The organism is Neofamilia massiliensis, assembly GCF_001299475.1.
Lineage (GTDB): Bacteria > Bacillota > Clostridia > Tissierellales > Peptoniphilaceae > Neofamilia > Neofamilia massiliensis.
The window spans coordinates 382,423-407,659 of record NZ_CYUJ01000003.1 but is presented as its reverse complement, the minus strand read 5'-3'; the positions used below and the strand labels follow the sequence as shown (position 1 = coordinate 407,659).

The 25,237-nt window shown below is 35.1% G+C and carries 29 protein-coding genes; 23 read left to right on the top strand and 6 right to left on the bottom strand.

The genetic code is table 11. From position 1 onward, the window contains the following. Positions 1 to 274 precede the first annotated feature (274 nt). A complete protein-coding gene (locus tag BN2667_RS06455) occupies positions 275 to 1,687 on the top strand; it encodes an alanine/glycine:cation symporter family protein (RefSeq protein WP_054252512.1) in 1,413 nt (470 codons plus the stop codon). 72 nt (positions 1,688 to 1,759) lie between these two features. On the opposite strand, the gene BN2667_RS06450 is transcribed toward BN2667_RS06455, so the two are convergent. Together BN2667_RS06450 and BN2667_RS06445 are read right to left on the bottom strand one after the other, a co-directional pair. After that, complete coding sequence (locus tag BN2667_RS06450) at positions 1,760 to 2,080, bottom strand: heavy metal-binding domain-containing protein (RefSeq protein WP_054252511.1); 321 nt, start codon at positions 2,078 to 2,080, stop codon at positions 1,760 to 1,762. Between the two features lie 17 nt (positions 2,081 to 2,097). Beyond that, positions 2,098 to 2,667 (bottom strand): xanthine phosphoribosyltransferase, encoded by a 570-nt coding sequence (locus BN2667_RS06445; protein ID WP_054252510.1) that lies wholly within the window; start codon positions 2,665 to 2,667, stop codon positions 2,098 to 2,100. A gap of 169 nt (positions 2,668 to 2,836) precedes the next feature. Between BN2667_RS06445 and BN2667_RS06440 the strand changes: the two genes are divergently transcribed. From BN2667_RS06440 to BN2667_RS06415, 6 genes are read left to right on the top strand one after another with little or no spacing between them, the layout of a single operon-like run. Further along, positions 2,837 to 3,358: a nitroreductase family protein gene (locus tag BN2667_RS06440; protein WP_054252509.1), complete on the top strand. Its 522-nt coding sequence runs from the start codon at positions 2,837 to 2,839 to the stop codon at positions 3,356 to 3,358. A gap of 10 nt (positions 3,359 to 3,368) precedes the next feature. Then, positions 3,369 to 4,769 (top strand): cysteine--tRNA ligase, encoded by a 1,401-nt coding sequence (cysS, locus tag BN2667_RS06435; RefSeq protein WP_054252508.1) that lies wholly within the window; start codon positions 3,369 to 3,371, stop codon positions 4,767 to 4,769. Beyond that, entirely contained in the window at positions 4,747 to 5,169 is a 423-nt protein-coding gene (locus BN2667_RS06430) for a Mini-ribonuclease 3 (protein WP_242848720.1), read from the top strand. Before cysS ends, BN2667_RS06430 begins: the two co-directional genes overlap by 23 nt. Further along, positions 5,166 to 5,924 (top strand): FAD-dependent thymidylate synthase, encoded by a 759-nt coding sequence (gene thyX, locus BN2667_RS06425; protein ID WP_054252507.1) that lies wholly within the window; start codon positions 5,166 to 5,168, stop codon positions 5,922 to 5,924. The genes BN2667_RS06430 and thyX overlap by 4 nt, the downstream gene beginning before the upstream one ends. Beyond that, positions 5,924 to 6,658, top strand: coding sequence for a 23S rRNA (guanosine(2251)-2'-O)-methyltransferase RlmB (gene rlmB / locus BN2667_RS06420; protein ID WP_054252506.1), 735 nt, complete (start codon positions 5,924 to 5,926; stop codon positions 6,656 to 6,658). The genes thyX and rlmB overlap by 1 nt, the downstream gene beginning before the upstream one ends. After that, positions 6,624 to 7,187, top strand: coding sequence for an NYN domain-containing protein (locus tag BN2667_RS06415; RefSeq protein WP_075967899.1), 564 nt, complete (start codon positions 6,624 to 6,626; stop codon positions 7,185 to 7,187). Before rlmB ends, BN2667_RS06415 begins: the two co-directional genes overlap by 35 nt. Positions 7,188 to 7,217: 30 nt before the next feature. On the opposite strand, the gene BN2667_RS06410 is transcribed toward BN2667_RS06415, so the two are convergent. After that, positions 7,218 to 7,427: a heavy-metal-associated domain-containing protein gene (locus BN2667_RS06410; protein WP_054252505.1), complete on the bottom strand. Its 210-nt coding sequence runs from the start codon at positions 7,425 to 7,427 to the stop codon at positions 7,218 to 7,220. 124 nt (positions 7,428 to 7,551) lie between these two features. Between BN2667_RS06410 and BN2667_RS06405 the strand changes: the two genes are divergently transcribed. The 16 genes from BN2667_RS06405 (at position 7,552) to BN2667_RS06330 (ending at position 22,867) form a co-directional block, all read left to right on the top strand. Beyond that, positions 7,552 to 9,213 carry an S-layer homology domain-containing protein gene (locus BN2667_RS06405; protein WP_054252504.1) on the top strand — a complete coding sequence of 554 codons (1,662 nt, stop codon included), beginning with the start codon at positions 7,552 to 7,554 and terminating at the stop codon, positions 9,211 to 9,213. A gap of 62 nt (positions 9,214 to 9,275) precedes the next feature. Then, positions 9,276 to 9,941 carry an L-serine ammonia-lyase, iron-sulfur-dependent subunit beta gene (sdaAB, locus tag BN2667_RS06400; RefSeq protein WP_054252503.1) on the top strand — a complete coding sequence of 222 codons (666 nt, stop codon included), beginning with the start codon at positions 9,276 to 9,278 and terminating at the stop codon, positions 9,939 to 9,941. A 1-nt stretch (position 9,942) separates the two neighbouring features. Then, positions 9,943 to 10,827: an L-serine ammonia-lyase, iron-sulfur-dependent, subunit alpha gene (sdaAA, locus tag BN2667_RS06395; protein ID WP_054252502.1), complete on the top strand. Its 885-nt coding sequence runs from the start codon at positions 9,943 to 9,945 to the stop codon at positions 10,825 to 10,827. Positions 10,828 to 10,844: 17 nt separating this feature from the next. Then, positions 10,845 to 11,555, top strand: a complete 711-nt coding sequence (locus BN2667_RS06390; RefSeq protein ID WP_054252501.1) for an acyl-[acyl-carrier-protein] thioesterase — start codon at positions 10,845 to 10,847, stop codon at positions 11,553 to 11,555. 197 nt (positions 11,556 to 11,752) lie between these two features. After that, the gene (locus BN2667_RS06385) at positions 11,753 to 11,950 is read left to right on the top strand and encodes a cold-shock protein (RefSeq protein WP_054252500.1); all 198 of its coding nucleotides are present in this window, start codon (positions 11,753 to 11,755) and stop codon (positions 11,948 to 11,950) included. Positions 11,951 to 12,005: 55 nt separating this feature from the next. After that, positions 12,006 to 12,761, top strand: a complete 756-nt coding sequence (locus BN2667_RS06380) for a peptidylprolyl isomerase (protein WP_054252499.1) — start codon at positions 12,006 to 12,008, stop codon at positions 12,759 to 12,761. A 177-nt stretch (positions 12,762 to 12,938) separates the two neighbouring features. Beyond that, the gene (gene pdxR, locus BN2667_RS06375) at positions 12,939 to 14,324 is read left to right on the top strand and encodes a MocR-like pyridoxine biosynthesis transcription factor PdxR (protein ID WP_054252498.1); all 1,386 of its coding nucleotides are present in this window, start codon (positions 12,939 to 12,941) and stop codon (positions 14,322 to 14,324) included. A gap of 51 nt (positions 14,325 to 14,375) precedes the next feature. Further along, a complete protein-coding gene (locus BN2667_RS06370) occupies positions 14,376 to 14,687 on the top strand; it encodes an ATP synthase subunit B family protein (RefSeq protein ID WP_054252497.1) in 312 nt (103 codons plus the stop codon). Position 14,688: 1 nt separating this feature from the next. Further along, positions 14,689 to 16,629 carry a V-type ATP synthase subunit I gene (locus BN2667_RS06365; RefSeq protein ID WP_054252496.1) on the top strand — a complete coding sequence of 647 codons (1,941 nt, stop codon included), beginning with the start codon at positions 14,689 to 14,691 and terminating at the stop codon, positions 16,627 to 16,629. A gap of 10 nt (positions 16,630 to 16,639) precedes the next feature. Continuing rightward, on the top strand, positions 16,640 to 17,113 hold the full coding sequence (locus BN2667_RS06360) for a V-type ATP synthase subunit K (RefSeq protein WP_054252495.1): 474 nt from the start codon (positions 16,640 to 16,642) through the stop codon (positions 17,111 to 17,113). 14 nt (positions 17,114 to 17,127) lie between these two features. Continuing rightward, complete coding sequence (locus BN2667_RS06355) at positions 17,128 to 17,679, top strand: V-type ATP synthase subunit E (RefSeq protein ID WP_054252494.1); 552 nt, start codon at positions 17,128 to 17,130, stop codon at positions 17,677 to 17,679. Between the two features lie 15 nt (positions 17,680 to 17,694). Continuing rightward, positions 17,695 to 18,696 carry a V-type ATPase subunit gene (locus tag BN2667_RS06350; RefSeq protein ID WP_054252493.1) on the top strand — a complete coding sequence of 334 codons (1,002 nt, stop codon included), beginning with the start codon at positions 17,695 to 17,697 and terminating at the stop codon, positions 18,694 to 18,696. Next, the gene (locus BN2667_RS06345; protein ID WP_054252492.1) at positions 18,689 to 19,003 is read left to right on the top strand and encodes a V-type ATP synthase subunit F; all 315 of its coding nucleotides are present in this window, start codon (positions 18,689 to 18,691) and stop codon (positions 19,001 to 19,003) included. The genes BN2667_RS06350 and BN2667_RS06345 overlap by 8 nt, the downstream gene beginning before the upstream one ends. Positions 19,004 to 19,019: 16 nt before the next feature. Then, complete coding sequence (locus BN2667_RS06340) at positions 19,020 to 20,798, top strand: V-type ATP synthase subunit A (RefSeq protein ID WP_054252491.1); 1,779 nt, start codon at positions 19,020 to 19,022, stop codon at positions 20,796 to 20,798. Beyond that, positions 20,791 to 22,197, top strand: coding sequence for a V-type ATP synthase subunit B (locus BN2667_RS06335; protein ID WP_054252490.1), 1,407 nt, complete (start codon positions 20,791 to 20,793; stop codon positions 22,195 to 22,197). Before BN2667_RS06340 ends, BN2667_RS06335 begins: the two co-directional genes overlap by 8 nt. Positions 22,198 to 22,207: 10 nt before the next feature. Beyond that, positions 22,208 to 22,867 carry a V-type ATP synthase subunit D gene (locus BN2667_RS06330; RefSeq protein ID WP_054252489.1) on the top strand — a complete coding sequence of 220 codons (660 nt, stop codon included), beginning with the start codon at positions 22,208 to 22,210 and terminating at the stop codon, positions 22,865 to 22,867. 131 nt (positions 22,868 to 22,998) lie between these two features. On the opposite strand, the gene BN2667_RS06325 is transcribed toward BN2667_RS06330, so the two are convergent. From BN2667_RS06325 to BN2667_RS06315, 3 genes are read right to left on the bottom strand one after another with little or no spacing between them, the layout of a single operon-like run. Further along, complete coding sequence (locus tag BN2667_RS06325) at positions 22,999 to 24,000, bottom strand: uroporphyrinogen decarboxylase family protein (RefSeq protein WP_242848719.1); 1,002 nt, start codon at positions 23,998 to 24,000, stop codon at positions 22,999 to 23,001. Beyond that, positions 23,990 to 24,619 (bottom strand): cobalamin B12-binding domain-containing protein, encoded by a 630-nt coding sequence (locus tag BN2667_RS06320; protein WP_054252488.1) that lies wholly within the window; start codon positions 24,617 to 24,619, stop codon positions 23,990 to 23,992. The genes BN2667_RS06325 and BN2667_RS06320 overlap by 11 nt, the downstream gene beginning before the upstream one ends. Then, a complete protein-coding gene (locus tag BN2667_RS06315) occupies positions 24,612 to 25,202 on the bottom strand; it encodes a hypothetical protein (RefSeq protein WP_154865163.1) in 591 nt (196 codons plus the stop codon). The genes BN2667_RS06320 and BN2667_RS06315 overlap by 8 nt, the downstream gene beginning before the upstream one ends. Positions 25,203 to 25,237 lie beyond the last annotated feature (35 nt).

The window sequence follows — 25,237 nt, the reverse complement described above, 5'->3', positions numbered from 1 at the left end:
TGATGATGACTATATTTTAGGAGAAAGTGTAAGTTATGTCTATTTTTTTACACTAAAAACTAAAAAATAGTGTCAATGGATATTTCCATCAACACTATTTAGTATAGAACCGAAAATTTTAGAAGCCTGAAAGATGGCTTCTTTTTTTTAATTGCATTTAAATTTGACTTTATGAAAATTAGGTGTAAAATGTTAATAAGGAAACGTTTTACTTTTATATTTTGTTTCCTAAGAAATTATTTTTTTTTCATAATCAAAAGGAGGGAAATGTATTATGGAAGCATTGCACGGAATTATTAATGTTATTAATGGTTATTTGTATTATCCAATACTTATAATCATGCTACTTGGAGTTGGTCTTTATTTTACTTTTAAGACCAAAAATGTTCAACTTTCACAATTTGGTGAAACTTGGAGAGTACTTAGAGAAGCGCCAGACAAGGAAGGTGGAGTATCATCTTTCCAAGCCCTAATGGTTTCAACAGCATCAAGAGTTGGAACTGGAAACATAGTTGGTGTTTCATCAGCTCTTTGCCTAGGTGGTTATGGTGCAGTATTTTGGATGTGGATTGTTGCTATAATTGGTGGAGCTTCTGCCTTTATAGAATCAACTCTTGCCCAAGTTTATAAGAAAAGAGACGACGAAGGTAACTCTTATGGTGGACCAGCTTATTATATTGAAGCAGGTTTAAAATCTAGACCACTTGCTATTATTTTTGCAATTTCACTTATTACTTGTTACGCAGTTGGCTTTAATATGCTAGCAGCCTTTAACATCCAATCATCATTTGCAGGTTATAGTTTTTATGATGAAAATGTAACTCCATGGATTATTGGAGCTATCTTAGCTATTTTAACTGCAGTAACTATTCTTGGTGGTGGTAGGAGAATTATAAAAATTACTGAAAAAGTAGTTCCTTTCATGGGAGTTATTTATGTAATTGCATCTCTTATTATGATTATAACTAATATCACAGCCATTCCATCAATATTTGGAAAAATTTTCTCAGACGCTTTTAACTTTAAGGCAATCTTTGGTGGACTTGCTGGTTCATCAATGATCCAAGGTGTTAAGAGAGGTCTATATTCAAATGAAGCTGGTATTGGTTCTGCTCCTAACGCAGCAGCTGCAGCTGATGTATCTCACCCTGCAAAGCAAGGTTTAGTTCAAATGTTTTCAGTTTTCTTAGATACAATTATTATCTGTACAGCAACTGCCTTTATGGGACTTTCTTCAGGTGTTGAACCTGTAGCAGAACTTAACGGAGCTCCTTATATCCAAGAAGCGCTTTCAACTCTATTTGGAAACTTTGGATACTACTTTATATCTATTTCATTAGTTCTATTTGGATTCTCAACTTTAGTAGGAAACCTTTATTATGTAGACTCTAACATTGCCTACATTAACAAAAAAGTTCCAACTAAAAACTTCCAAAATATCTATAGAATTATTTGCGCTATTTTAATATTTATAGGCGCAGGCCAAGACATTGGATTTGTTTGGGACCTATCAGACTTACTAATGGGAGTTATGGCCTTTATTAACCTACCTTGTATTTTAGTCCTAGGTGGTATTGCTACTAAGTGTCTATTTGACTATACTAAACAAAGAAAAGCTGGACAAAATCCAGTGTTTGTAGCTAAAGAAATTGGCATGGACGACAGCAAGTTAGATTATTGGAAATAGTTTTTAATTAAAAATAAGACCATCTCTTTATCAGGGATGGTCTTTTAATATGCTTTAATTTAAATTAAATTTTTATTTTAGGCTAACAGCAGTTCCAGAAATTGTAACCATTAACATAGAACCAGCTTGGCCTAAAACTTCGTAGTCCATTTTTGCGCCAACAACTGCATCAGCTCCAATTCTTTCTGCTCTCATCTTTAACTCTGCAAGGGCTTCGTTTCTAGCATCAATTAGCTCTTCTTCGTAGCCTTCACTTCTGCCGCCAAAAATATCTCTAAGGCCTGCACCAAAGTCTTTTATAAAGTTAACTCCTGTTATAACTTCGCCAAAGACCAGGCCCTTGTATTCTAAAATTTCTCTGCCTTCTATTGTAGGTGTGGTAGTAATAATCATAAGTCTTCCTCCTAATTTTATCTAAAAATAACTTGGCCGTCTTCAAACCTATCAATAATTGATTGGCTGTAAAGTTTGTAGCCGTCAGCTCGAAGATTTTTGCCCCCATTTTGGAAGGCCTTTTCAATGGCTATGTTAATGCCAGCAACATCAGCTCCAGCTTGTTTACATAGGTCAATTAAACCATAGGCAGCATTTCCTTCTGCAAGGAAGTCGTCTACTATTAAAACCTTGTCTCCTTCATTTAAAAATCTCTTGGCAACTGCAACAGGGTATTCAGTTTTGTAGGTAAAAGATTTTACCATTGTCACATACTTGTCCTTGTCTAAGTTTCTGGACGAAGATTTTTTTGCAAAAACAAAGGGAACTTTAAAAACCCTGGCAAATATTGCTGCAATAGCAATTCCTGATGACTCAATAGTTAGAATCTTATTAATTTCAGTATCTTTAAAATACTCTTTGGCATCTAGGGCCATGGCTTCTAAAACCTCTACATCAACTTGGTGGTTTAAAAAGCTATCGACTACAATTATATTGCCATCTAATACCTTGCCGTCTTTAAGGATTTTTTCATCTAAGTATTTCAACTTTCCACTTCCTTTTTATACTTATTTTTTAGTCTTTACATTATAGACTAAAAGGGAAGAGAATTCAACACTGACTTTGTAAACAATTTATTTCTAATATAAATAATAAAGCTTAGGTCTTGTGGTATAATATGATATAGTAAAAGTGGAAAATAAAAAGAGGTGGACTATGTTAGAAGATTTATTAAAAAAGAGAAGATCAATTAGAAAATTTACAGACGAAAAAGTTACAGATGATCAGATAAGAGAAATTATAGAGGCAGCCCTTTATGCTCCATCAGGCATGGGGAAAACTCCTTGGGAATTTTTAGTTTTATCAGACCCAGAGGATATGAAAAAGGCAGCTCTAGCTAAAAAAGATCAGCCAGTTTTTGAAGACAAGGGCTCTCATCTTATTTTAGTCTTGACAGACAAGGAAAAGTCTCAAACTTATATAGAAGACTCAGCTATTGTCTCCTTTCTTATGCAAGAAAAAATTTCTGAACTTGGTCTAGGTTCTTGTTGGATCCACTTAAGAGAAAGGTCTACTCCATCTATTAAAGATTCAGAAGAGTATTTAAGACAGACCTTTAATATTCCAGAAAAATTTGCAATATGCCAAATGCTAGTCCTAGGTCATATTGGAGAAGAAAAAGATGATAAAGAACCTGCAGACTTTGAAAGTAAGGTTCATTTTGATAGATATAAATAAGAGGTGACAAATGAAATTATATAACAGCTTAACTAGAAAGAAAGAAGAATTTATACCAATAAATGAAAACGAAGTAAAAATGTACAACTGCGGACCAACAGTTTATAACTACATTCACGTTGGTAATGCTAGGCCTTTAGTTGTATTTGATACCCTAAGAAGATATTTTATCTACAAGGGCTATGATGTAAAATTCGTTGTAAACTTTACAGACATTGATGACAAAATTATTCAAAGGGCCAACGAAGAGGGGATTTCTACAACAGAACTTTCTAATAAGTACATTGAAGCCTTTATGGAAGATGCCAAGGCTTTAAATCTTTATGACTATGAAACAATTAATCCTAGGGCAACAGAATATATTCAAAAGATAATCGACTTTGTCCAAGGTTTAGTTGACAAGGGAGCAGCCTATGAAGTCAACGGCGATGTTTACTTTAATATTGAAGCAGCAAAAAACTATGGAAAACTTTCTAAGAAAAATTTAGAAGACTTAATTTCTGGCGCCAGAGTTGACGTCAACGACCAAAAAAGATCCCCAGCAGACTTTGTTTTATGGAAGGCAAAGAAAGAAGGAGAACCATCTTGGCTATCACCTTGGGGCGAAGGCAGACCAGGTTGGCACATTGAATGCTCTGTAATGGCAAAGACACTTTTAGGCGAGACCATTGACATTCACTCAGGAGGAGTTGACCTACAATTTCCCCACCACGAAAACGAAATTGCCCAATCTGAAACCTTACACGACAAGACCTTTGCCAGATATTGGCTCCACAATGGCTTTATAACAGTTGACGAAGAAAAAATGTCTAAGTCTCTAGGGAACTTCTTTACACTAAAAGATGTTGCGGAAAAATACGACCTAGAAGTCCTAAGGTTTTTCTTACTGTCAGCCCACTACCGTCAACCTCTAAACTTTTCTGACTTTGTAATGGGTCAAATGAAAAACGGCCTAGAGAGAATGTATAATGCCAAGTATAGGCTAGAAGAACTTTTAGAAAAAACTACAGCGACTGATCTTTCAGATGCAGACAAGGACTTAATAAAGGCCTTGGAAACAAGAACTACTGAATTTGAAAATGCCATGGACGATGACTTAAATACAGCCGATGCAATTACTGCAGTCTATAATTTAGTAAAAGATATAAACACAAACCTAGACGAATCTTCTAATAAAAACTTAGTTCAAAGAGCCTATGAAGAGCTAATGAAATTAACTAACGTTTTAGGAATCTTAAAAAGAGCCAAGGAAGAAATTACTGACGAAGATATTTTAAAACTTATCGATCAAAGACAAGAAGCTAGAAGAAATAAGGATTATAAAAAAGCAGACGAAATTAGAGATGAACTTTTAGAAAAGGGCATTCAACTTGAAGACACTAGAGAGGGTGTTAAATATAGAAGAGTTTAATATTTTTAGGTCTGTAAATTCTGACCTAAGTAAAGAAGATATACAAATGATGAACCCATTAAGCCTGGCCTTTGTTGGCGATGCTGTCTTTGAAATCTTTATTAGAACTGAAATTTTAGGAAAAGGGAGAAAAAATTCTAACAAGCTTCACATAGAAAGTTCCAAACTTGTTAACAACAAGGCCCAAGCAGAATTTTTAGCTCGTATTGAAAAGGATTTGACAGCTGACGAAAGGGCAGTAGTAAAAAGGGGAATTAATTCTAAAAACCACACCATTCCAAAAAACGCCGACGTCCACACCTACAAAGAAGCCACAGGCCTAGAAGCACTTTTTGGCTATCTTTATTTATTAGGTAAGGACAATAGAATGATAGAACTTTATAGGAAGGGCTTAAAATGAAAGTAGAGTTATTAAACTACACGCCTAAGGGAGAAATGACCATAGCCCAGGCAGGGAAACTTTGTTATTCCCCAGTAGGTGTAGAAGAAATAAAAAAAGATTTGACTGAAGAAGAAATTTCAAAATATATACAAATGCTTATTAACCTAGGCCACTTTAGCCCCTTGGAGCATGTGTCTTTAACCTTTGCCATTGAAGGAGTTTCTAGAACCCTTACTCACCAGCTAGTGAGACATAGAATAGCTTCTTATTCCCAACAGTCTCAAAGATATGTTAGGCTAGATAAGTTTGAATATATTATTCCGCCAGCTATTTCCGAAAATCCCAAGGCCAAAGAAATTTTTTTACAGGCCATGGATGCAGATATGAAAGCTTACAACGATTTAGTTGACTGTCTTTATGAAAAAAATTATAAGGTCATGATAGAAAAAGGTTATAGCGAAAAAAAAGCCAAAAGCCAGGCTGAGAAAAAATCTATTGAAGATGCAAGATATGTCTTCCCAAATGCCTGTGAGACAAAAATTGTTATGACAATGAATGCTAGAAGTCTCTTGCACTTTTTCTCAGTGAGAACTTGTAATAGGGCCCAATGGGAAATAAGAAATCTGGCAACTGAAATGTTAAAACTAGCCAAAGAAGTTTATCCAGCAATTTTTTCTAAGGCAGGACCAGGATGCGTTAATGGCCCATGTCCAGAAGGAAAGATGACTTGTGGCGAGATAAATGCAGTTAGAGAAAAGTTTAGGAGTATATAATGAAAGAAAATTATATTTATGGAAAAAATCCAGTAATAGAAGCCTTAAAATCTGGCAAAGACATAGACAAGATTTATGTCCTTAAGACCATGAATGACAAGAGAATTTTTTCCCTTGCAAAAGATGCTGGAATAGTAATTACAAAAACTGACGACCACAAACTTGAAGCCATGGCAGGAACAAAGTCCCACCAAGGTGTAGTTGCTATGGTGACAGATTTTTCCTATTCGACAATAGAAGAAATTTTAAAATCAGCAAAAGACAAAGGCGAAGATCCCTTTGTAATAATTTTAGACCAAGTTGAAGACACCCACAATCTTGGCGCAATAATTAGGACTGCTGTTTGTGCTGGAGCCCATGGAGTTGTTATACCAAAGAGAAGGTCTGCAATAATAAATCAAACTGTCTATAAAACTTCTGCAGGGGCAGTTGAGTACATGAAAGTAGCCAAGGTTACAAACATTGGCCAGTGCTTAGATCAGTTAAAGGAAGAGGGTCTGTGGATTTACGGAGCTGACATGGAAGGATCTGAAAATTATTTTGACGCCAATATGACTGGACCTATAGGCCTGGTAATTGGTGGAGAAGATAAGGGGATTACAGACCACATTGGAAAAAAATGCGACGTTCTAGTAAAAATTCCAATGACAGGAAAAATTTCTTCCTTAAACGCTTCAACATCTGCAGCGATATTAATTTATGATATTATTAGACAGAGAGCTAAAAAAATATAAAGACCTACTTTTTGTAGACGGCTATAACATAATAAACTCTTGGGAGACCTTAAAAAAATATCCTAAAGATAATTTAGAAGAGGCCAGACGTGAGCTAATAAATATATTAATGGAGTACAAGGCCTATAGTAAAGAAGGAATAATTTTAGTATTTGACTCCTATAACGTAAGGTCAGATAGACAAGTTGAAATCCAAAACAAGCTTATAATCGTCTACACAAAAGAACTAGAAACAGCAGACCACTTTATAGAAAGAGCTACAGAAAAATACGGCCGCAATAAAAAAATTCGAGTTGCAACATCTGATAGACTTGAGCAAGATATAATTCTAGCCAAGGGAGCAAGTAGAATTTCTGCAAAAGAGCTAGAGTATGAAATAAATAATTTTTATAAGGACATCTCTCGCATCCAGGCCTATAAAAAAAGGCAAAACCGCCTTCACCTAGCAGGTCTAAGCCAAGACTCTGTAGAACTTTTAGAACAATTAAAAAAAGATTTTTATAAAACAAAAAAAGATTCTGACAAATAAAAATTTCAGAATCTTTTTTAGTGGTCAAATTTATTTTATCTCAACAACTTCATAGCCTGCCTCTTCAACTGCATTTTTTAAAATGGCATCGTCTAAGTTTTTGTCAAGTATAAGTTTAGCAAGTTTTTCTTCTAAGCTAACTTCAACCTTAGAAACTCCATCTAAAGCACCAAGGGCTTTTTCAACTGCAGTCTTACAATGGCCACAGGCCATACCTTCAATATAAATAATCTTTTCCATTTTTTCACCTCACCTTATAAAAAACTTATACCCACAAAGAAGAAATTCTAAAGATTTTTAAAATTTAATAATATCGCAATGATAATTTACTTGTTTTAGTTTATAATGTATGCAGGAGGTTTATATGAAGAAAATATTATGGACTCTATTTCTTTTAGCATTGCTTTTAATGCCTTTGACCCAAGCAAGTGCTAAGGCAGAAAATGGAGTAGAAGTAAATTTAATAGAACCAGAAGTTGACCAAGTAAATAAGGGAGATATTCTAACTTATAGATTAGATGTTAAGTTTATAGAAAAACTAAGTAACTTTAAAAATCTTTTTCTAACCTTTAGATTAGACGACTCTTTAGATTATGTAGAATCACAAATTCAAGGCGACTTAGAAAGGCCAGGTGCCTTTGAAACTTTTTCTAAGGAAAATGACCAAGGCAGAAAGGGCTTTATGACTCTTAGACTTTCTGATATAGATGCCTTAAATGGAAAGACTTCATTTTCTGTAAATGTTAGTGTTAAAGTTAATGATAGGGTAAAAATCGGCCAAAAGTTAGACAACCAAATAACAGCTTCTTATCAAAAGCAAGGACAAAAAAACAAAGCTGATTACTTTCAATTTAATCAAAAATCAGACTTTTTAATTGGGAAGGCTAACGGAACAAAGACCGAAGATAAAAAGCCTGAAGAAAAAAAACCAGAAGAAAAGAAAGTAGTTCCAATAGCAAATCCATTTTTAAAAATAAAAACTAGTCCAGTCTATGGTGAATTTATGAAAGAAATAGAAGGGCTAACAAATCCTGAAGCGAGAATAAAAGTATTGTTTCCAGATGGAGAAAAGGAAATTGCAGTTGATAAATCTGGAAAATTCACTATACCTTTAAACAAAAAATATACTGAAGATATAACTATTAATTCTCTTCAAGGAGATAAGATTTTAAATTCTATAACTTTAAAATTTGTAGACGAAAATACTATGAACGACCAGTATTTAAACTCTATAATTGCGTCTATGAAAGAATTCGGAGATGAAGAATTAATTAATAGGATTTTAGCAGACTATAAGGTCTATACAGATCAAATGTCTATAGTAATTGGTCTTGAAGGTGGAACCTACCAAGAAATGTACCACTTGTTTGAAAATCTTTACTTGGCAACAAGAAGAGGTAGAAGTCAAGAAACAGGCAACCATAAAAGCTTTATGCAAGGCTATCCAGATGGGACTTTTCTTCCTGGATCAAGTATAAAAAGATCAGAGACAGCTGCGATTTTATCTAGAATTATTGCAGGCGGAGAAGTAGGAGACAAGGCTACTAGCTTTGAAGATGTTCCTTCTAATGAATGGTACAAGAAATATATTGGCCACATGGAAGAGTTAGGCCTTATGAAAGGCTATGCAGAAGATGGAACTTTTAGACCAGATAGAAAAATTTCAAGAGCAGAATTTGCAAGTATTGTTTCTAGGTATTTAAATTTATCACAAAGTCAAGCTATTAACTTTCCAGACCTTAGAGCTGACCACTGGGCCTTTGAAGATATAAAGAAAGTTGTTGCAGCAGGAATAATGAAGGGCTACGAAGATGGCAGTTTTGGCCCGCAAAAACCTGTAACCAGGGCGGAGGCAGCTACAATTATAAATAGGGTCCTAAAGAGATATCCAGATGAAGCCTATATTAAAAATACTAAAATTAAAACTTTCTCTGATATAAAAAATCATTGGGCCTACTATCAAATAATAGAAGCAACTTATAGCCACGACTACACAATAGTAAATGGAGTAGAAAAATATAATTAAGCTAATAATTTTTTTTAAGATAAAGTTATAACAAAAATGAAAAATCTAAGTGGAGGTAAAAATTGAAAGATTATAAGGTTTTTGACATTATTGGACCTATAATGATTGGGCCATCGTCTTCTCATACAGCAGGAGCATGTAGGATTGCAAAAACTGCTAGGGCAATAGCAGACCCAGGTTTTGATGAAATAGAATTTCAACTTCATGGGTCCTTTGCTGCAACCTATAAGGGCCATGGAACAGACAGGGCCCTTCTTGCTGGAGCCTTAGGCTTTGATACTGATGATGTTAGAATTAAAGATTCTTTTGAACTTGCTAAAGAAGAGGGACTTAAGTACAAGTTTTCTAGGATCAACCTAGGTAAGGTTCATCCAAATACTGTAAGGATGATCTTTAAGTACAAGGACAAAAAAGACATAGCAATTGTTGGATCATCTATTGGTGGAGGAAATATTGAAATAATTGAAATAGACGGAGTAGCTATTTCCTATACTGGTATGTGGCCAACTTTAATTTTAAAATACCCAGACCAAAAGGGCGTTATCCATAACGTATCTGGCTTACTTAGTCTTTGTAACTACAATATAGAATCTATAAAGACAGTTAAAAATAGTGAAGGAATAGCTACATTAATAGTAGAAACTTCAGAAGTAGTTGACAAAGATATTGTTGAAAGAATAATGGAAGACAAGAGATTTATCTTCTCAAGATATATAGTGGGGGCCTAAGATGTTTACTAGTGTAGAAGAAATAAAAAAAGCATGTAAGGAGAAAAATTGTAGCCTAGCAGACTTAGTTATGGAAGATGAGCTTAGAACTTCTAAGCTAAGTGAAAAGACAATAAGAAAAAACCTAAAGGGAATGATTAACGTTATGGAAGAATCAGCCCTTTCAAACCTAGACCAACCAAGTGTAACAGAAATGAAAATGATAGACGGCTTTGCCTATAAGATGAAAGAATACGCAAAGGCAGGGGACACAATTACTGGTGAGTTTATTAATCTAACTATGGCCAATGCCTTTTCAACCTTAGAACTATCTGCATCAATGGGAAAAATTGTAGCCAGTCCAACAGCTGGATCTTCTGGAATTTTGCCAGCGGCAATAGTAGCTGCAAAAGCAAAAAAAGAAATTTCCGATGATGAAATGGTCAATGCCATGTTAGTTGCAGTTGGAGTTGGAAAAGTTATAGGTAGATATGGATCTTTCTCAGGGGCAGAAGGTGGATGCCAAGCAGAAACAGGTTCAGCAGCAGCAATGGCAGCAGGAGCTTTAACTTATCTAAATGGCGGCAACTTGGATCAAATTTTCCATGCAGCATCCTTTGCCTTTATTCACGTTCTAGGCTTAGTTTGTGATCCAATAGCAGGCTTAGTTGAATATCCATGTACTTTTAGAAATGCTATGGGAGTTGTAAACGCAATGATTTCAGCAGATATGGCCCTAGCTGGAGTGACATCAATTGTTCCATTTGAAGAAGTTTGTGTAACAGTTGGCCAAGTTGGAGAAGGTCTACCAACAAACCTAAGAGAAACAGGTCTTGGAGGCCTAGCAGGAACAAAAACAGGAAGAGAAATTAGGAAGAATTTCTTATCAGCAGCTGAAGAGCTTTAGAAAGATGACAAAGACATATGTATAAGGAAAAAATAAAAATTCCACCCTATGCAGGAGATGCAAATGCAAAAATAGCCCTAGGAAAGCTTTTTGATTATCTAATTAACATTGGCAGCTTACATGTTGAGTCCATTGGCCTTCCAACAGATAGGCTTTTAGAAAAAAATATTTCTTGGATGATTTACCAAGTACTAATAAAAATAAAGGACCTGCCAAAAATCGATACAGAAGTTACAATAGAAACTTGGGTATCAAAAATTGACAAGCTAAAAATTTACAGGCAGGTAAATGTTAGGGACCAAGAGGGCAGGCTTTTAATTGAATCGTGTTTTATCTGGCTCTTAGTTGATATTGAAAAAATGAGAGTCATTAGACCGGTAAAAGAAGTAAAAGACTTAGTTGAAGAAAATGATCAAAGCTTCTTTCCAGACTTTAGAAACTTTAGGTCTATGGATGACTATGATCAAAAAACTTCTATGCCTGTTTATAAATCAGACATAGACTACAACAACCACGTTCACTCAGCAACCTACCTAAGGTGGATAACAGACCTAGTTGACATAGACAATGACAAACTTAGGGAAGTAGAACTTTATTTTAAAGACCAAGTATTTAAAGAAGACAAGGTTGAAATCTTACAAAGAAGAGACGACCAAAGATACGACTTCCAATTAAACAAAAATAACTCAGAAGGAGTTTTTGCCAGTTGTATTTTTGAAAGAGACTAAAGACAAAGAAGGCTTTATGAGAAATAGCTCTTGATTTTTAAAGGCTACAATGGTATTCTATTTTAGAAAGCTTTAATCAAGTATTACGGTAGTGAATTCTTTTAGTATAAAACTTATCGGGATTTTTTCGTATTATTGTAGGTTAAAGAAACAAGGTTGAGCCTTGTTAATTCACAAAAAATTTCGGAGGTAGAAGAATGAACGGAAAAGTAAAATGGTTTAGTCCAGAAAAAGGATACGGCTTTATTACAAGTGAAGATGGTACAGATGTATTTGCACACTTTTCACAAATCAACATCGAAGGCTTTAAAACCCTTTCAGAAGGACAAGAAGTTTCATTTGAACTTGTTGATGGTGAAAAAGGACCACAAGCAGCAAATATAGAAATTATCTAATAGACTAAAACCTCTTTATATTAAGAGGTTTTTTTATAAGAAAAGGGAGGATTAAATGAGCAAATTAGTAGCAAAAATTGGAGACAAAGAAATAACTCAAGACGACGTAGTTAAATTTATAGAAGAAATTGGCCCACAAGTTGCCATGCAATTCCAATCAGAAGATGGAATTAAGGCAATAGTAAAAGAAATGGTCAACCAAGAACTACTACTACTTGATGCAAAGAAAAATAAACTAGACCAAGACGAAGAATTTTTAAGAGTTTTAGAAGAGACAAAAGACTCACTACTAAAAAACTATGCCTTTACAAAAGTTATTGGCAACCTTGAAGTAAGTGAAGACGAAATTAAAAAAGTCTTTGAAGAAAACAAAGATGTCTTTGCAAAAGATACAATTGACGCTTCTCACATTTTAGTTGACAGTAAAGAAAAAGCTGAAGAAATTAAAAAAGAAATCGAAGAAGGAAAGAACTTCGAAGACGCGGCTAGAGAATATTCAACTTGTCCATCAAAGGACGCAGGTGGAGCTTTAGGAGAATTTGGTAGAGGCCAAATGGTAAAAGAATTTGAAGAAGCAGCCTTTGCCCTAGAAGAAAAACAAATTTCAAAGCCAGTCAAAACTCAATTTGGCTACCATATTATTAGACTAAACAAGAAAAACTCTAAGGCTGAGACAGAATTAAAAGACGTTTACAATGAAGTAAGAGCAGAAGCCCTAAGACTAAAACAACAACAAGCTTATTTAGAAAAAATCGACGAGCTTAATAAAGAATACAAACCAGAAATTGTAGACGACAATCTTTATAAATAAGAGCTTAAAAGACAGGTGAAAAAATCATCTGTCTTTTTTTCATGGGATAAATTAAAAATAAGTTTTAAAAGACATTTTTAAACAAATAAAATAAATATTTAATTAATAGTCCTTAATTGTAAAAACCTGCTATAAATGATAAAATATGTATATATATGAATATACGGAGTTGATTGTTTGATTATAGATCAAAACTCAAAAGCAGCCCTTTACTTGCAGATCTATGAGTACTTTAAAGAAAAAATTGTCTCAGGTCATTTCAAAAGTGGAGACAGGCTGCCATCAAAGAGAAATTTAGCTGATAAACTTGGCCTTAGTTTGAATACGATTTCAAAAGCCTATTATCTTTTAGAAGAAGAAGGATTTATTTTAGCAGTGGAAAGGTCTGGTTACTTTGTAGAACAGTTAAATAACTTTTATCCTAGTTCTTACCAAGAAGACAAGGTAGAAGTAGAGAAAGAAAGAGAAGAGACAAAAGAAATTCTCTACGATTTTTCTCCCTATTCAATAGACGAAGAAAAATTTCCATACTATACTTTTTCTAAAATCTTTAAAGAGGTTATTGACTCAGGAGCTAAGGATGTAATTAGTCAGTCAGACCCCCTTGGCAAGTGGAATTTTAGAATGGCTATAAGCAAGTACTTAAATGATTCTAGGTCTTTAAATGTAAAAGCAGAAAACATAGTTATTTCATCTGGTATGGAATATCTTTATGAAATGCTCTTTTATATTTTTTCTAAGGACAGTGTCTTTGCAGTTGAAAATCCAGGCTATGATATTTTGCCTGAAATGATTTTATCAAGAGGCTTTTCTTGCAAGCCTATTAAAGTTGAAGGTGATGGAGTCTCCCTAGAAAATTTAAAAAATTCTGGGGCCAATATTTTAACTATAACTCCATCCCACCAATTTCCCACTGGATCAATTATGCCAATTTCTAAAAGGCTGGACCTATTAAAGTGGGCATCTTCAAAAGACAACCGCTATATAATTGAAGATGATTATGATACAGAGTTTCGCTATGTTGGTAGGCCTATTGATCCAATAAAAAAACTTGATGCCAAGGACCGGGTTATTTATATGGGATCTTTTTCAAAATCTCTGGCTCCGTCTATGAGAGTTTCTTATATGATTCTTCCAGACAAACTTATGGAAGACTTAAGGGTGAACTTTCCATTTTTTATTTGTCCAGTGCCTGCCATTAACCAACTTGTTATGACCAAGTTTTTAGAAGAGGGTTACTTTCAAAGGCACTTAAATAGAATGAGGAGAAATTATAAGAAAAAGAGAGAGGCCTTAATTGAAAAATTAAAGGCCTATCCCCAAGTTTTAGATATATCTGGGGCAGATTCGGGTATTCATATAGTAGTGGAAGTTAAAACTAAAAAGGATGATTTTGAAATTGAAAGCCTTTGCAAAAAAAGCGGCATCGAAATCTATCCGCTAGCAGCTTATTATAGCAAAAACTCCAAGGAAAAATCCTCAGGGAAATTCCTCTTTGGTTTTGGAAACTTAAATACTGCTAGTCTTAACAAGGGCTTAGATGAATTTTTTAAAGTCCTCTAGTTTTACTTATAAATTTAGTTGTTAAAACTTTTCTTTTTGGGAGGTGAGTCATTGATTATTGATTCAATAAATAGAATAAGAGAGTTAGAAGATGGTTTAGAAAGACAAATTAAAGAAGCAGAAAAAAACGCCAGCGACCTTTATAAAATAACTAGAGATGAAGCTGAATTTGAGTCTAGGGAAATTATTGACCAGGCTAAAAATGAAGCAAAAAATATAGTTGAAAGAAAAAAGGCAGAAGCCGAAATGGAATCTGACAGGCGTTTAGCAGAAGGGGAACTTGAATTTTCTCAACTAAAAAACTTAAGCGATAAAAAGCTTCAAGAAGCAGTTGATTTTGTATTAGAAAGGATAGTGATTTGATATGGCAATTGCTAAAATGCATCATTTCAAACTCTATTTTTTACGCAGTCTCAACAGTGAGTTTTTAGATTTTCTACAAGACTTTGGTGATGTCCACTTAAAGGACCTTACTGAAGAAACTGAATTACTTGATTCTGGATTAGAATATTTTTCAGAAGATGAGGCAATTTTAGATGTTAGAGAAGAAATTGGAGAGATTGAAAGTGCAATAAATCTTTTGTCTTCCTATCAGGAGAAAAAATCTGGCCTTAAGAATTTGCAAGAAGGCAATAAAAATTATAGCTACGAAGACCTTATGACTAAAGGAGCCCAGCTAGACTTTACAAGATTTCTATTAAACCTTTCTAATTTAAATAATTCTATTGAAAATAAGAAGAAGATTATTGAAAGAATTGAAAATGAAATATTGGATCTAAAACCTTGGATAGACTTAAAAGTTCCATCTAAGGCCATAGAAAAAACTAAACATGTAAACTTTATTACTGGTTATATTCTATCAGCCCAATATGAGTCTTTAAAAGAAGACTTAAAGGACTTTCAATATGGTTTAGTAGAGAGAGTAGGACAAGATGATAAGAACTCTTATATCCTTGCTATTGTAGAGGAAAGCGAACTTAGTAAAATGACAGAGCTTTTAAGAAAATATTCTTTTTATGAAGAAACTGTCAAAACTGAGAAAAATCCTGCCCAAGATATTAAGGCCAAGGAAAAAGAGATTGAGACCTTAAATAATGAAATTAAAGAAATTGAAAATAAGTATAGGTCTATGACAGAAGACTTAGATAATTTGAAATTAAGATATGAATACTTAAAACAAGTTGAAAAAAAACTTGCTTCTGTCGATAATTTTTTAGCAACTAAAAAAGTTAGTGTAATTGAAGGTTATGTAGCTAGCAAAAATGCTGACATCTTTCAAAGAAGACTAAGAAAAAACTTCCCTAAGGACTATTATCTAGAGATAAGCGAGGCAGACAAGGACGATCCTAATGTGCCTATAGAACTTGAAAACAACAAGTTTGTTTCAGTTTTTGAACCACTAACTGAAATGTATTCTATGCCTCGTTATAATGAAGTTGACCCGACGCCATTTTTAGCACCATTTTATTGGTTGTTTTTCGGCATGATGATTGCCGATGCTGGCTATGGTTTGTTACTTCTAATTGGCACTTATGTACTTTTAAGATTTAACCTAAGTGATTCTATGAGAAAAAATATTAAGTTTTTTAACTACCTAGGTTATTCGACAATTTTGTGGGGGCTAATTTATGGATCTGTCTTTGGCGGAGCTATAGAGATTCCACAACTTATTGATCCAGCTGGAGACTATATGACTGTTCTAATTATTTCTATAGCCCTAGGCGCTGTTCACATGTTTTTAGGTATGGCCATGAAGGCCTATGTCCTAATTAGAGATGGCCACTCAATTGATGCCTTCTTTGATGTCTTCTCTTGGTACATGGTTTTAATTGGAGCCATCTATATGATTTTAGCAGGCCCACTTTCTCTACCAGGAAGAAATATTGCCAAGTATGTGATGATAGCTGGTATGCTAATTATTGTATTTTTTACAGGCAGAGAGGCCAAGTCTCCTGTTGGTAGAATAGCATCTGGTGCCTACAACCTTTATGGGATTTCATCTTGGTTAGGAGACTTTGTTTCCTACTTAAGACTAATGGCCCTAGGTTTGGCAGGCGGCTTTATAGGTGTTGCTATTAATATGATAGCTGGCACTGTAGCATCAAGTGGTATAGTGGGAATAATTTTTGCAGCTGTAATCTTTGTTGGTGGCCAATTATTTAACCTGGCCCTATCAGCACTTTCAGCTTATGTCCACACACTAAGACTGACCTTTGTTGAATTCTTTGGAAAGTTTTATGAAGGTGGAGGCAAGAAGTTTAATAGAGTTAGAAAAGAAACAAAATATATTAATATTAAAAAATAGGAGGAAAAAAATGTCAGGATTCTTCGGACAATATGGCGGATTAATTTTTGGAGTGTTAGGTGTAGCAGTAGCAGTTTTCTTATCAGGAATGGGCTCTGCTAGAGGAGTTGGAATTGCAGGTGAAGCTGCAGCTGGAGTTATAGTTGAAGAGCCAGAAAAATTTGTATCAGCTCTTATCCTACAATTACTTCCAGGTACTCAAGGCCTTTATGGCTTTGTAATTGGATTATTCTCAATGTTTAGACTATCAGTTGGTATGCCTTTAGTTGAAGGACTTTATCTACTAATGGCAGCTCTTCCAGTAGGAGTTGTTGGATATTTTTCAGCAGTTTCTCAAGGCAAGGTAGCTATTGCTGGCCAAAACATTTTAGCTAAAAACTCTAAAGAAGTTACTAAGGCTATAATCCTTGCAGTAATGGTAGAAACTTATGCAATTTTAGCCTTTGCAATTTCATTCTTATTATTACAACAAGTTGCATTTTAAAGGAATTGATGTAGATGTCAAATATAGACAATATTATAAATAAAATCCAAACAGAAGCTGAGGAGCAAATTAAGGCCATTGAATTTGATGGCAAGACCAAGGCTTTTGAAGTAAAGGACAAAATCCTTAGTGAGGCCAATGCAGAAAAAGAAAAAATTCTAGCTGATGCAAATAATAAGGCAGATGTTATTTATAAGAGAATATTAGAAAATGTAGGAATTAGAATTAGAGACCAAAGACTTAAAGAAAGACAAAATCTTATAGACAGAGTCTTTGATTTTACTTTAGATAGACTTAATAATATTTCTGACGAAGAATTTATAGAAGAAGTTAAGGCTGCCATAGAAAAAATTGGATCAGATGATTTAACTCTTAGGCTGCCAAAGTCAAGATTAAATGCAGTAAAAAATTCTAATTTAAAGGTAAAAATAGACGAAGAAAATTTTGTAGAAAATGGTTTTGTCCTAGCTAAAGAAAAGATGGACTATAATTTTAAATACGAAGATATTTTAAATGATTGTAGAAATGAAATTGGACCTGAACTAATAAAATTTTTGACCAAATAAGATAGGAGGTAAGCTTTGAACAGAGAAGACTATATTCAAAATTCTGCAACTGTTAGAGTTTATGAAAAAAGGCTTATAGATATTCAGACCTTTAATAAGTTAATTGACTCTGAAGATCTTCAAGACTTTAAAAGAGTTCTTGCTGAAACTTCTTATGCTGATTTGGCTGACCTAGTAGGTCAAAGGACAAAGTTTGATAAGGCTTTAAATGACAGACTTTCAACTATGTACAAGGAATTTTTTAAAATGGCCAAGGATAGAGAGGTTGTAGAAATTTTAGCTTCTAAGTATATTTTCCACAACTTAAAAGTCATTATTAAATCTTATTTATTAGACCAAGACCTAACAGATCTTCTAATACCAATTTCTGATTATAACTATTTAGAACTTTTAGAAGATTTAAAGGAAAACGGCAGGGCAACTAAGGACTATAAGTTTAAGGCTGCAATAAATGCTGCCCTTGATGAATATGAAGAAAGCAAAGACCCTCAAAGACTAGATATGACTTTAGATACCTGGCACAGTGAATATGCCAGCGAACTTTCTGAAAAGCTTGGGTCTGACTATATAAAGTTTATGGTTAGAAACCGAATTGACAGTCAAAATATCAATATGACAGTTAGAGGGAAAAAACAAAACCACAGGGTCAACTGTGTAGCTGACTTTATGATTAAGGGAGGCAACATTCCAGCAGACCTTTATTCTAGGTATTATTATGAAAATACTGAAGACCTAATTGAAGTTTTTAAGCCTTATGATATTTACAAATTTTTAGACCAAGGTTTAAAGGCCACCATGGAAGATGGAAAACTTCTTCACATTAGACAAAAGGTCTTTGAGTATATTGATGAAAATACATTAAAGGGTCTAAAGATAACCTATGGCCCTGAGGTCTTATATTCATATATGTTGCGCAAGGAAAGAGAAGTCCAAATGATTCGAACTATTGCTGTAGGAAAAATTAACCAAATGACTCCTGAGCAAATTAGAGAAAGGACAGGTGAATTGATTGCATAAACAAAAAATTGCTGTTATAGGCGACAAGGATTCTGTTCTAGGTTTTAGGGCCTTAGGACTTAATGTTTTTATTCCTGAAGCAGATATTGAAATCAGAAAGACTATAGAAAGACTAGCCAAGGAAAACTATGGAGTTATTTTTATTACTGAACAAATGGCAAAGAGGGCCATGGAAACTATTAATCGCTATGACCATGAGCCAAATCCTGCCATTATTATGATTCCATCTAATGCTGGATCTTTAAATATTGGCCTAGACAGGATAAGTAAAAATGTTGAAAAAGCCTTAGGTTCCAACATTTTATAGAAAGTGAGGACTATTATTGAATACAGGAACAATAGTAAAGGTTTCAGGACCTTTAGTTGAAGCTGTTGGTATGAGCGAAGCCAATGTCTATGACGTTGTCGAAGTTTCAGAAGACAGACTTATTGGAGAAATAATTGAGATGAGAGGCGACAAGGCCTCAATTCAAGTATATGAAGAAACTACTGGAATTGGACCAGGAGAACCAGTTTATACTACAGGAATGCCCCTATCAGTTGAACTTGGACCTGGAATGATTGAAGGTATGTTTGATGGAATTCAAAGACCTCTAGAACACTTGAGACAAGAAGCAGGAGACTTTCTTACTAGGGGAGTTATTGTTCCATCACTAGATAGAAAAAAGACTTGGGACTTTGAAGCTACTGCAAAGGTAGGCGACAAAGTAGGCCAAGGTGACATTCTTGGTTTTGTTCAAGAAACTACTATAGTAAAACACCAAATTATGGTTCCACCTGGAAAGAGCGGAACTATTACAAAAATAAATTCAGGAACTTATCATGTAGATGATACAGTTTATGTTTTAAAAGACGAAAGCGGCAAAGAAGAAGAATTTTCTCTAATGCAAAGGTGGCCAGTTAGAAAGGGCAGACCTTATGCGAGAAAACTAGACCCAAAAAAACCTTTAGTTACAGGTCAAAGGGTTATAGATACATTTTTCCCAGTAGCCAAGGGAGGAACTGCAGCAATACCAGGACCTTTCGGATCTGGAAAGACAGTTATCCAACATCAGCTGGCAAAATATTCTGATGCCCAAATTGTAATTTATGTTGGCTGTGGCGAACGTGGCAACGAAATGACTGACGTACTAAACGAGTTCCCAGAACTTATTGACCCTCAAACTGGAGAGTCTCTAATGAAGAGGACAGTTTTAATTGCCAATACATCTAACATGCCAGTAGCAGCTAGGGAGGCCTCAATTTATACAGGAATTACTATAGCTGAATACTTTAGAGACATGGGATATTCTGTAGCACTTTTTGCCGACTCAACATCAAGATGGGCAGAGGCCCTTAGAGAAATGTCAGGTCGTCTAGAAGAAATGCCTGGTGACGAAGGTTACCCTGCATATTTAGGATCCAGGGCTGCAGAGTTTTATGAAAGAGCTGGTAGGGTTATATCTTTAGGAAAAGAAGGCAGAGAAGGAGCGCTTACAACAATTGGAGCAGTTTCACCTCCAGGTGGAGACCTTTCTGAACCAGTTACCCAAGCCACCCTTCGTATAGTTAAGGTCTTCTGGGGCTTAGACTATGCCTTATCTTATGCTCGTCACTTCCCAGCTATTAACTGGATAGAGTCTTATTCCCTATACCAAGATAAAATGGACAAGTACTTTGACAACTTAGAGGGAGATGACTTTTCTAAAAATAGAATTAAGGCCATGCAACTACTTCAAGATGAATCTGGCCTACAAGAAATTGTAAAACTAGTTGGTGCTGATTCACTTTCAGACCAAGACCAACTTAAGCTTGAAGTTTCTAAAATGATTAGAGAAGACTTTTTGCAACAAAACTCCTTCCACGAAATTGATACCTACTGTCCAATTGACAAGCAAAATCAAATGCTAGGAACAATTTTAGACTTTTATGACATGGGACTTAAGGCTTTAGATGCAAAAATCTATATGAAAGAGTTATTAAACTTAGACATTCGTGAAAAAATTGCAAGAATGAAATATATTAATAACGATACAGCAGCAGAAGAAATTAAAAAAATTAGAGAAGAACTAAAAGACCAAGTTGAAAAACTAATAGAAGAAGGAGGGGTCCTAGATGCTTAAAGAATATAAAACAGCCAGTGAAGTAGTAGGCCCTCTAATGGTTGTTGAAGGTGTAGAAGGAATAAAGTTTGAAGAACTTGTAGACATTAGACTACAAACTGGCGAAAAGAGAAGGGGCAGGGTTCTTGAAGTTGATAGAGACAGAGCCCTAGTACAAATTTATGAAGGAACCTCTGGTATAAACCTAAAGGAAACTTCAACAAGATTTTTAGGCAAGCCACTTGAAATTGGCGTTTCTGAATCTATGATTGGTAGAGTTTTTGACGGCCTAGGCAATCCAATTGACGGCGGCCCAAACATTATTGCTGACAAGTATTTAGATGTTAACGGAACTCCTATTAACCCAGTATCCAGAGACTATCCTGATGAGTTTATCCAAACAGGAATTTCTGTTATTGACGGACTTAACACCTTGGTTCGTGGACAAAAACTTCCAATATTCTCAGGCTCAGGTATGCCTCACAATAACTTAGCTGCCCAAATTGCTAGACAGGCTAAGGTACTAGGCAAGGATTCAAAGTTTGCCATTGTATTTGCAGCTTTAGGAATAACCTTTGAAGAGTACCAATTCTTTATTGATGACTTTAATGAACACGGATCCATTGACCAGTCAGTACTATTTATTAACCTGGCAGATGACCCAGCCATCGAAAGAATTTCTACTCCAAAAATGGCACTGACAACTGCAGAGTATTTGGCTTTTGAAAAGGGCATGCACGTTTTAGTAATTATGACTGACATGACCAACTATGCAGAAGCCCTTCGTGAAGTTTCAGCAGCTAGAAAAGAAGTTCCAGGCCGTAGAGGTTATCCAGGATATTTATACACTGACCTAGCTGGAATTTATGAAAGAGCAGGAAGAATTGTTGGCAGAGAAGGATCAATTACCCAAATTCCAATTCTTACAATGCCAGAAGATGACATCACTCATCCAATTCCCGACCTTACAGGCTATATTACCGAAGGCCAAATTTTACTTTCCAAGGAATTACACAAGAGAAATATTTCTCCACCAATTGATGTAACTCCATCCCTATCTCGTCTAAAGGACAAGGGTATAGGCGAAGGTAAAACTAGGGAAGACCATGCAGACACAATGAACCAAATTTATGCAGCCTACACTTCAGGAGTTCAAGCCAAAGAACTGGCAACAATTCTTGGAGAGTCAGCCCTATCAGATACAGACAAGGCCTTTATGAACTTTGCAGAAGAGTTTGAAGAAAGATATGTAGGCCAAGGTTTTTATACCAACAGGACAATTGAAGAAACCCTAGACTTAGGCTGGGAGTTACTTGATAAACTTCCAAGATACGAGCTTAAGAGAATTGATGACAGGTTAATTGAAAAATATATTGGACTAAAGAAGTCAGATAAAACTAAAGTAGAAGACAAAGAATAGGTGGGATATTATGGCAATATTAAAGGTCAATCCTACTAGAATGGAGCTGTCTCAGCTTAAGAAAAAGTTACAGACGGCAAAAAAAGGCCATAAACTTTTAAAGGACAAGCAAGACGAGCTTGTAAGAAGATTTATTGAAATAGTTAGACAAAACGAAGAACTAAGAAGGGAAGTTGAAGATGAACTTACCCAATCTTTTAAAGACTTTACTATGGCATCAGCCCTAGCTATTCCAGACTTTTTAGAGCTGGCACTTTCTATGCCTAAACAAAAAGTTTATGTAAATGTAGATGTAGAAAATGTAATGAGTGTAGCCATTCCCCAAATGGAATTCGTCAAGGAAAATGCAGTTGAAATAGAAGAAGGCAAACAATCTTCCTCAATTTATCCTTACGGTTTTACTCATACTAACGCAGAACTAGACGAGGCCATTATGCGTCTAGATGAAATTCTAGACAAACTTTTAAAGCTAGCAGAAATTGAAAAGACTAGCCAACTAATGGCTGATGAAATTGAAGTAACAAGGAGAAGGGTAAATGCCTTAGAGTATAGGACTATACCAGACCTTGAAGAGACAATTAAGTCCATAAGAATGAGACTAGAAGAAAGTGAAAGGGAAACTATCACTCGACTAATGAAAACTAAAGAACTAATAGCAAAGGCTGAATAAAATTAATTAATTTGGATTTAGACTTTGACAAGAGAAAGGCTCAGAATTTTTCTGGGTCTTTTTTAACTTGATTAAAAATTTAAGAAAAAATTAGAGCCGGCAAGATTTAAAATCCTGCTGGCTCAAATATTTTAAAAGTTAACCTTATAATTTTTTGTAAGCTCAATGGCCTTTTTTATATTTTCGTCAGGTGAATCGTTTGGAGCATTGCAGCCAAAGGCAACCATGTAGTTAGGATAGGCCTTCATATCTTCTAAAAGTTTATAGGTTGCTGCCTCTACGTCTTTTACTTTTCCCCTGCCAATTATATCAATAGGGTCAATGTTTCCTACGATAACCATGTCCTTAGGCATAATTTTTCCAGCCCAGCTTAGGTCCATAATTTGGTCCAGACTTATTGCATCAGGTCCTGCTTCAATCATCATAGGAAGAAACTTTCTAGTGTCGCCACAAATATGAAGCTGCTTCCAACAGTCAACTGACTGGTAGACATGTTTTAATCTAGGAACAACTAAGTCTTCAAAGTTCTCTGGACTTAGGGTAACTGATGCAGGCTCTGCTATGGACATGTACTTGACCCCTGCTTCAACAACAGCTTGGGCATAGGTGGTCACGCACTTGGTTGTAAAATCTAAAAGCTCAAGGACAAAGGCCTTGTTTTTAATTAGTTCTCTAAGAAGATGAGTGGCTCCTGCTAGTTGAACGGCTAGGGTAAAGGGCCCAAAAATTGAAACGTATAGGGGCTTGTCAATGCTCTCAGCAATTAGTCTTTGAGACTTTAAATTTGTTGGCATCCTGCCGTCAACTTTTGGATCTGGAACCTTTAAGGCCCTAACATCATCTATTGTTAGAATTTTATGTTCAAGGGGACTAGGAAAGTCATAGGCTGGTTTTAAAAGTTTTACTCCCAGGGTTTCACTAATAATATTCCCATCACTAAGTGGGAATACAAAGTCTCCAGGAAATTCTTCATCTAATCTCTTTGCCATTTCAAGTTGCAAGTTTGGATTTTCGTAGACCTCATAGACTTTTTTGCCTATAAATTTTAGGCCGTTAGTTCCTAGGTCAGTTAAGAAAAACCTCCTTGGCTCCGATAAAATATATTCCATTAAAGTCATATTTCTAAAGTCCACTTTTTAGCCTCCTTACTAGGTCAACTGCTTCAACTGCATTTTTTGAATAGCCATCTGCGCCAATTTCATCAGCAAAATTTTGGCTAATTGGGCCGCCACCAATAAGAATTAGGGGAGTCTTTCCTTCATTTAGCTTGACAACTTCTTCCATCTTGTGCATGGTTGTAGTCATCATTGTGCTTAGGCCAATAAAATCTGCATTAACTTCTTCAGCTTTTTTTATAAAGTCTTCGGCCTTTACATTTAGGCCTAGGTCATAGACATCAAAGTTAGCAGCTTGGAACATTATTTTTACAATATTTTTTCCAATTTCGTGGAGGTCTCCTTCTACAACTCCAAGGACAATTTTTGGCCCATCTTTTTCAATTTCATGGGCAGATTTTCCCTGCAAGTAGTTGACTCCCTTGTTTAAGGTATCAGCACATACAATAACTTCTGATACATAATAGACTTCTTCTTCAAAAAGTCTGGTGACTTCTAACATTCCAGCAGACAGGCCCTCGTTATAGATCTCCTCATCTGTAAGGCCATTTGCTAGAGCCTGGTCAATTAGGCCAGTGATGTTGTCTTCATCCATGTCGACAACTGCATTTTTAATTGCTTCTAAGTACTTATTCATCATATCCCCCTCTCATAGGACAAGAAAAATCACAAGAATCGCAAGGTGAAAGCTTTAAATCTGAAACTCCATCTTTTAAGTCTGCCCTTAGGGCAACAGTTTTTATTGGATAGAGCTGCTTGTAGGAATTTATTTTTATATAGCCAGTTTCTGGCACAAGTTTATAAATTTCCTCTTGCAGGTCCATGCCATAGTTCTTGGTGCCAGGATAATAAAACTTAGAAGGAGTTTTTCCATAGGAGTCTTTAATTTCTTCTATAATTAAAGACCTAAGTTCATCTAGGCACAAGACTCCAATTTTATCTAAGATCATTCCATTCATAGCCTGGCCGCTGTGTATTAGTTTTTCAACTTCTTCTTCAAACTTTGGGCCAACAGAATAAATTAAATTTAAGACATCGTCTTCAATCTTATAGTTATAAAAAATATCTAAAAGCCCAGGAAAAGTTTCCATTTGCTGGGCGATTTTTTTATTTATAACTTTTGGCGCTGGTCTGTCTTTAAAACCTAAAAATCTTTCAACAATATGCGATTTGCTTCTAACGTTTTCAATTAATATACTTTTATCTACACCCTTCATCATAAGTTAATGATAACAAAGATTGACTTCTTTTCCAA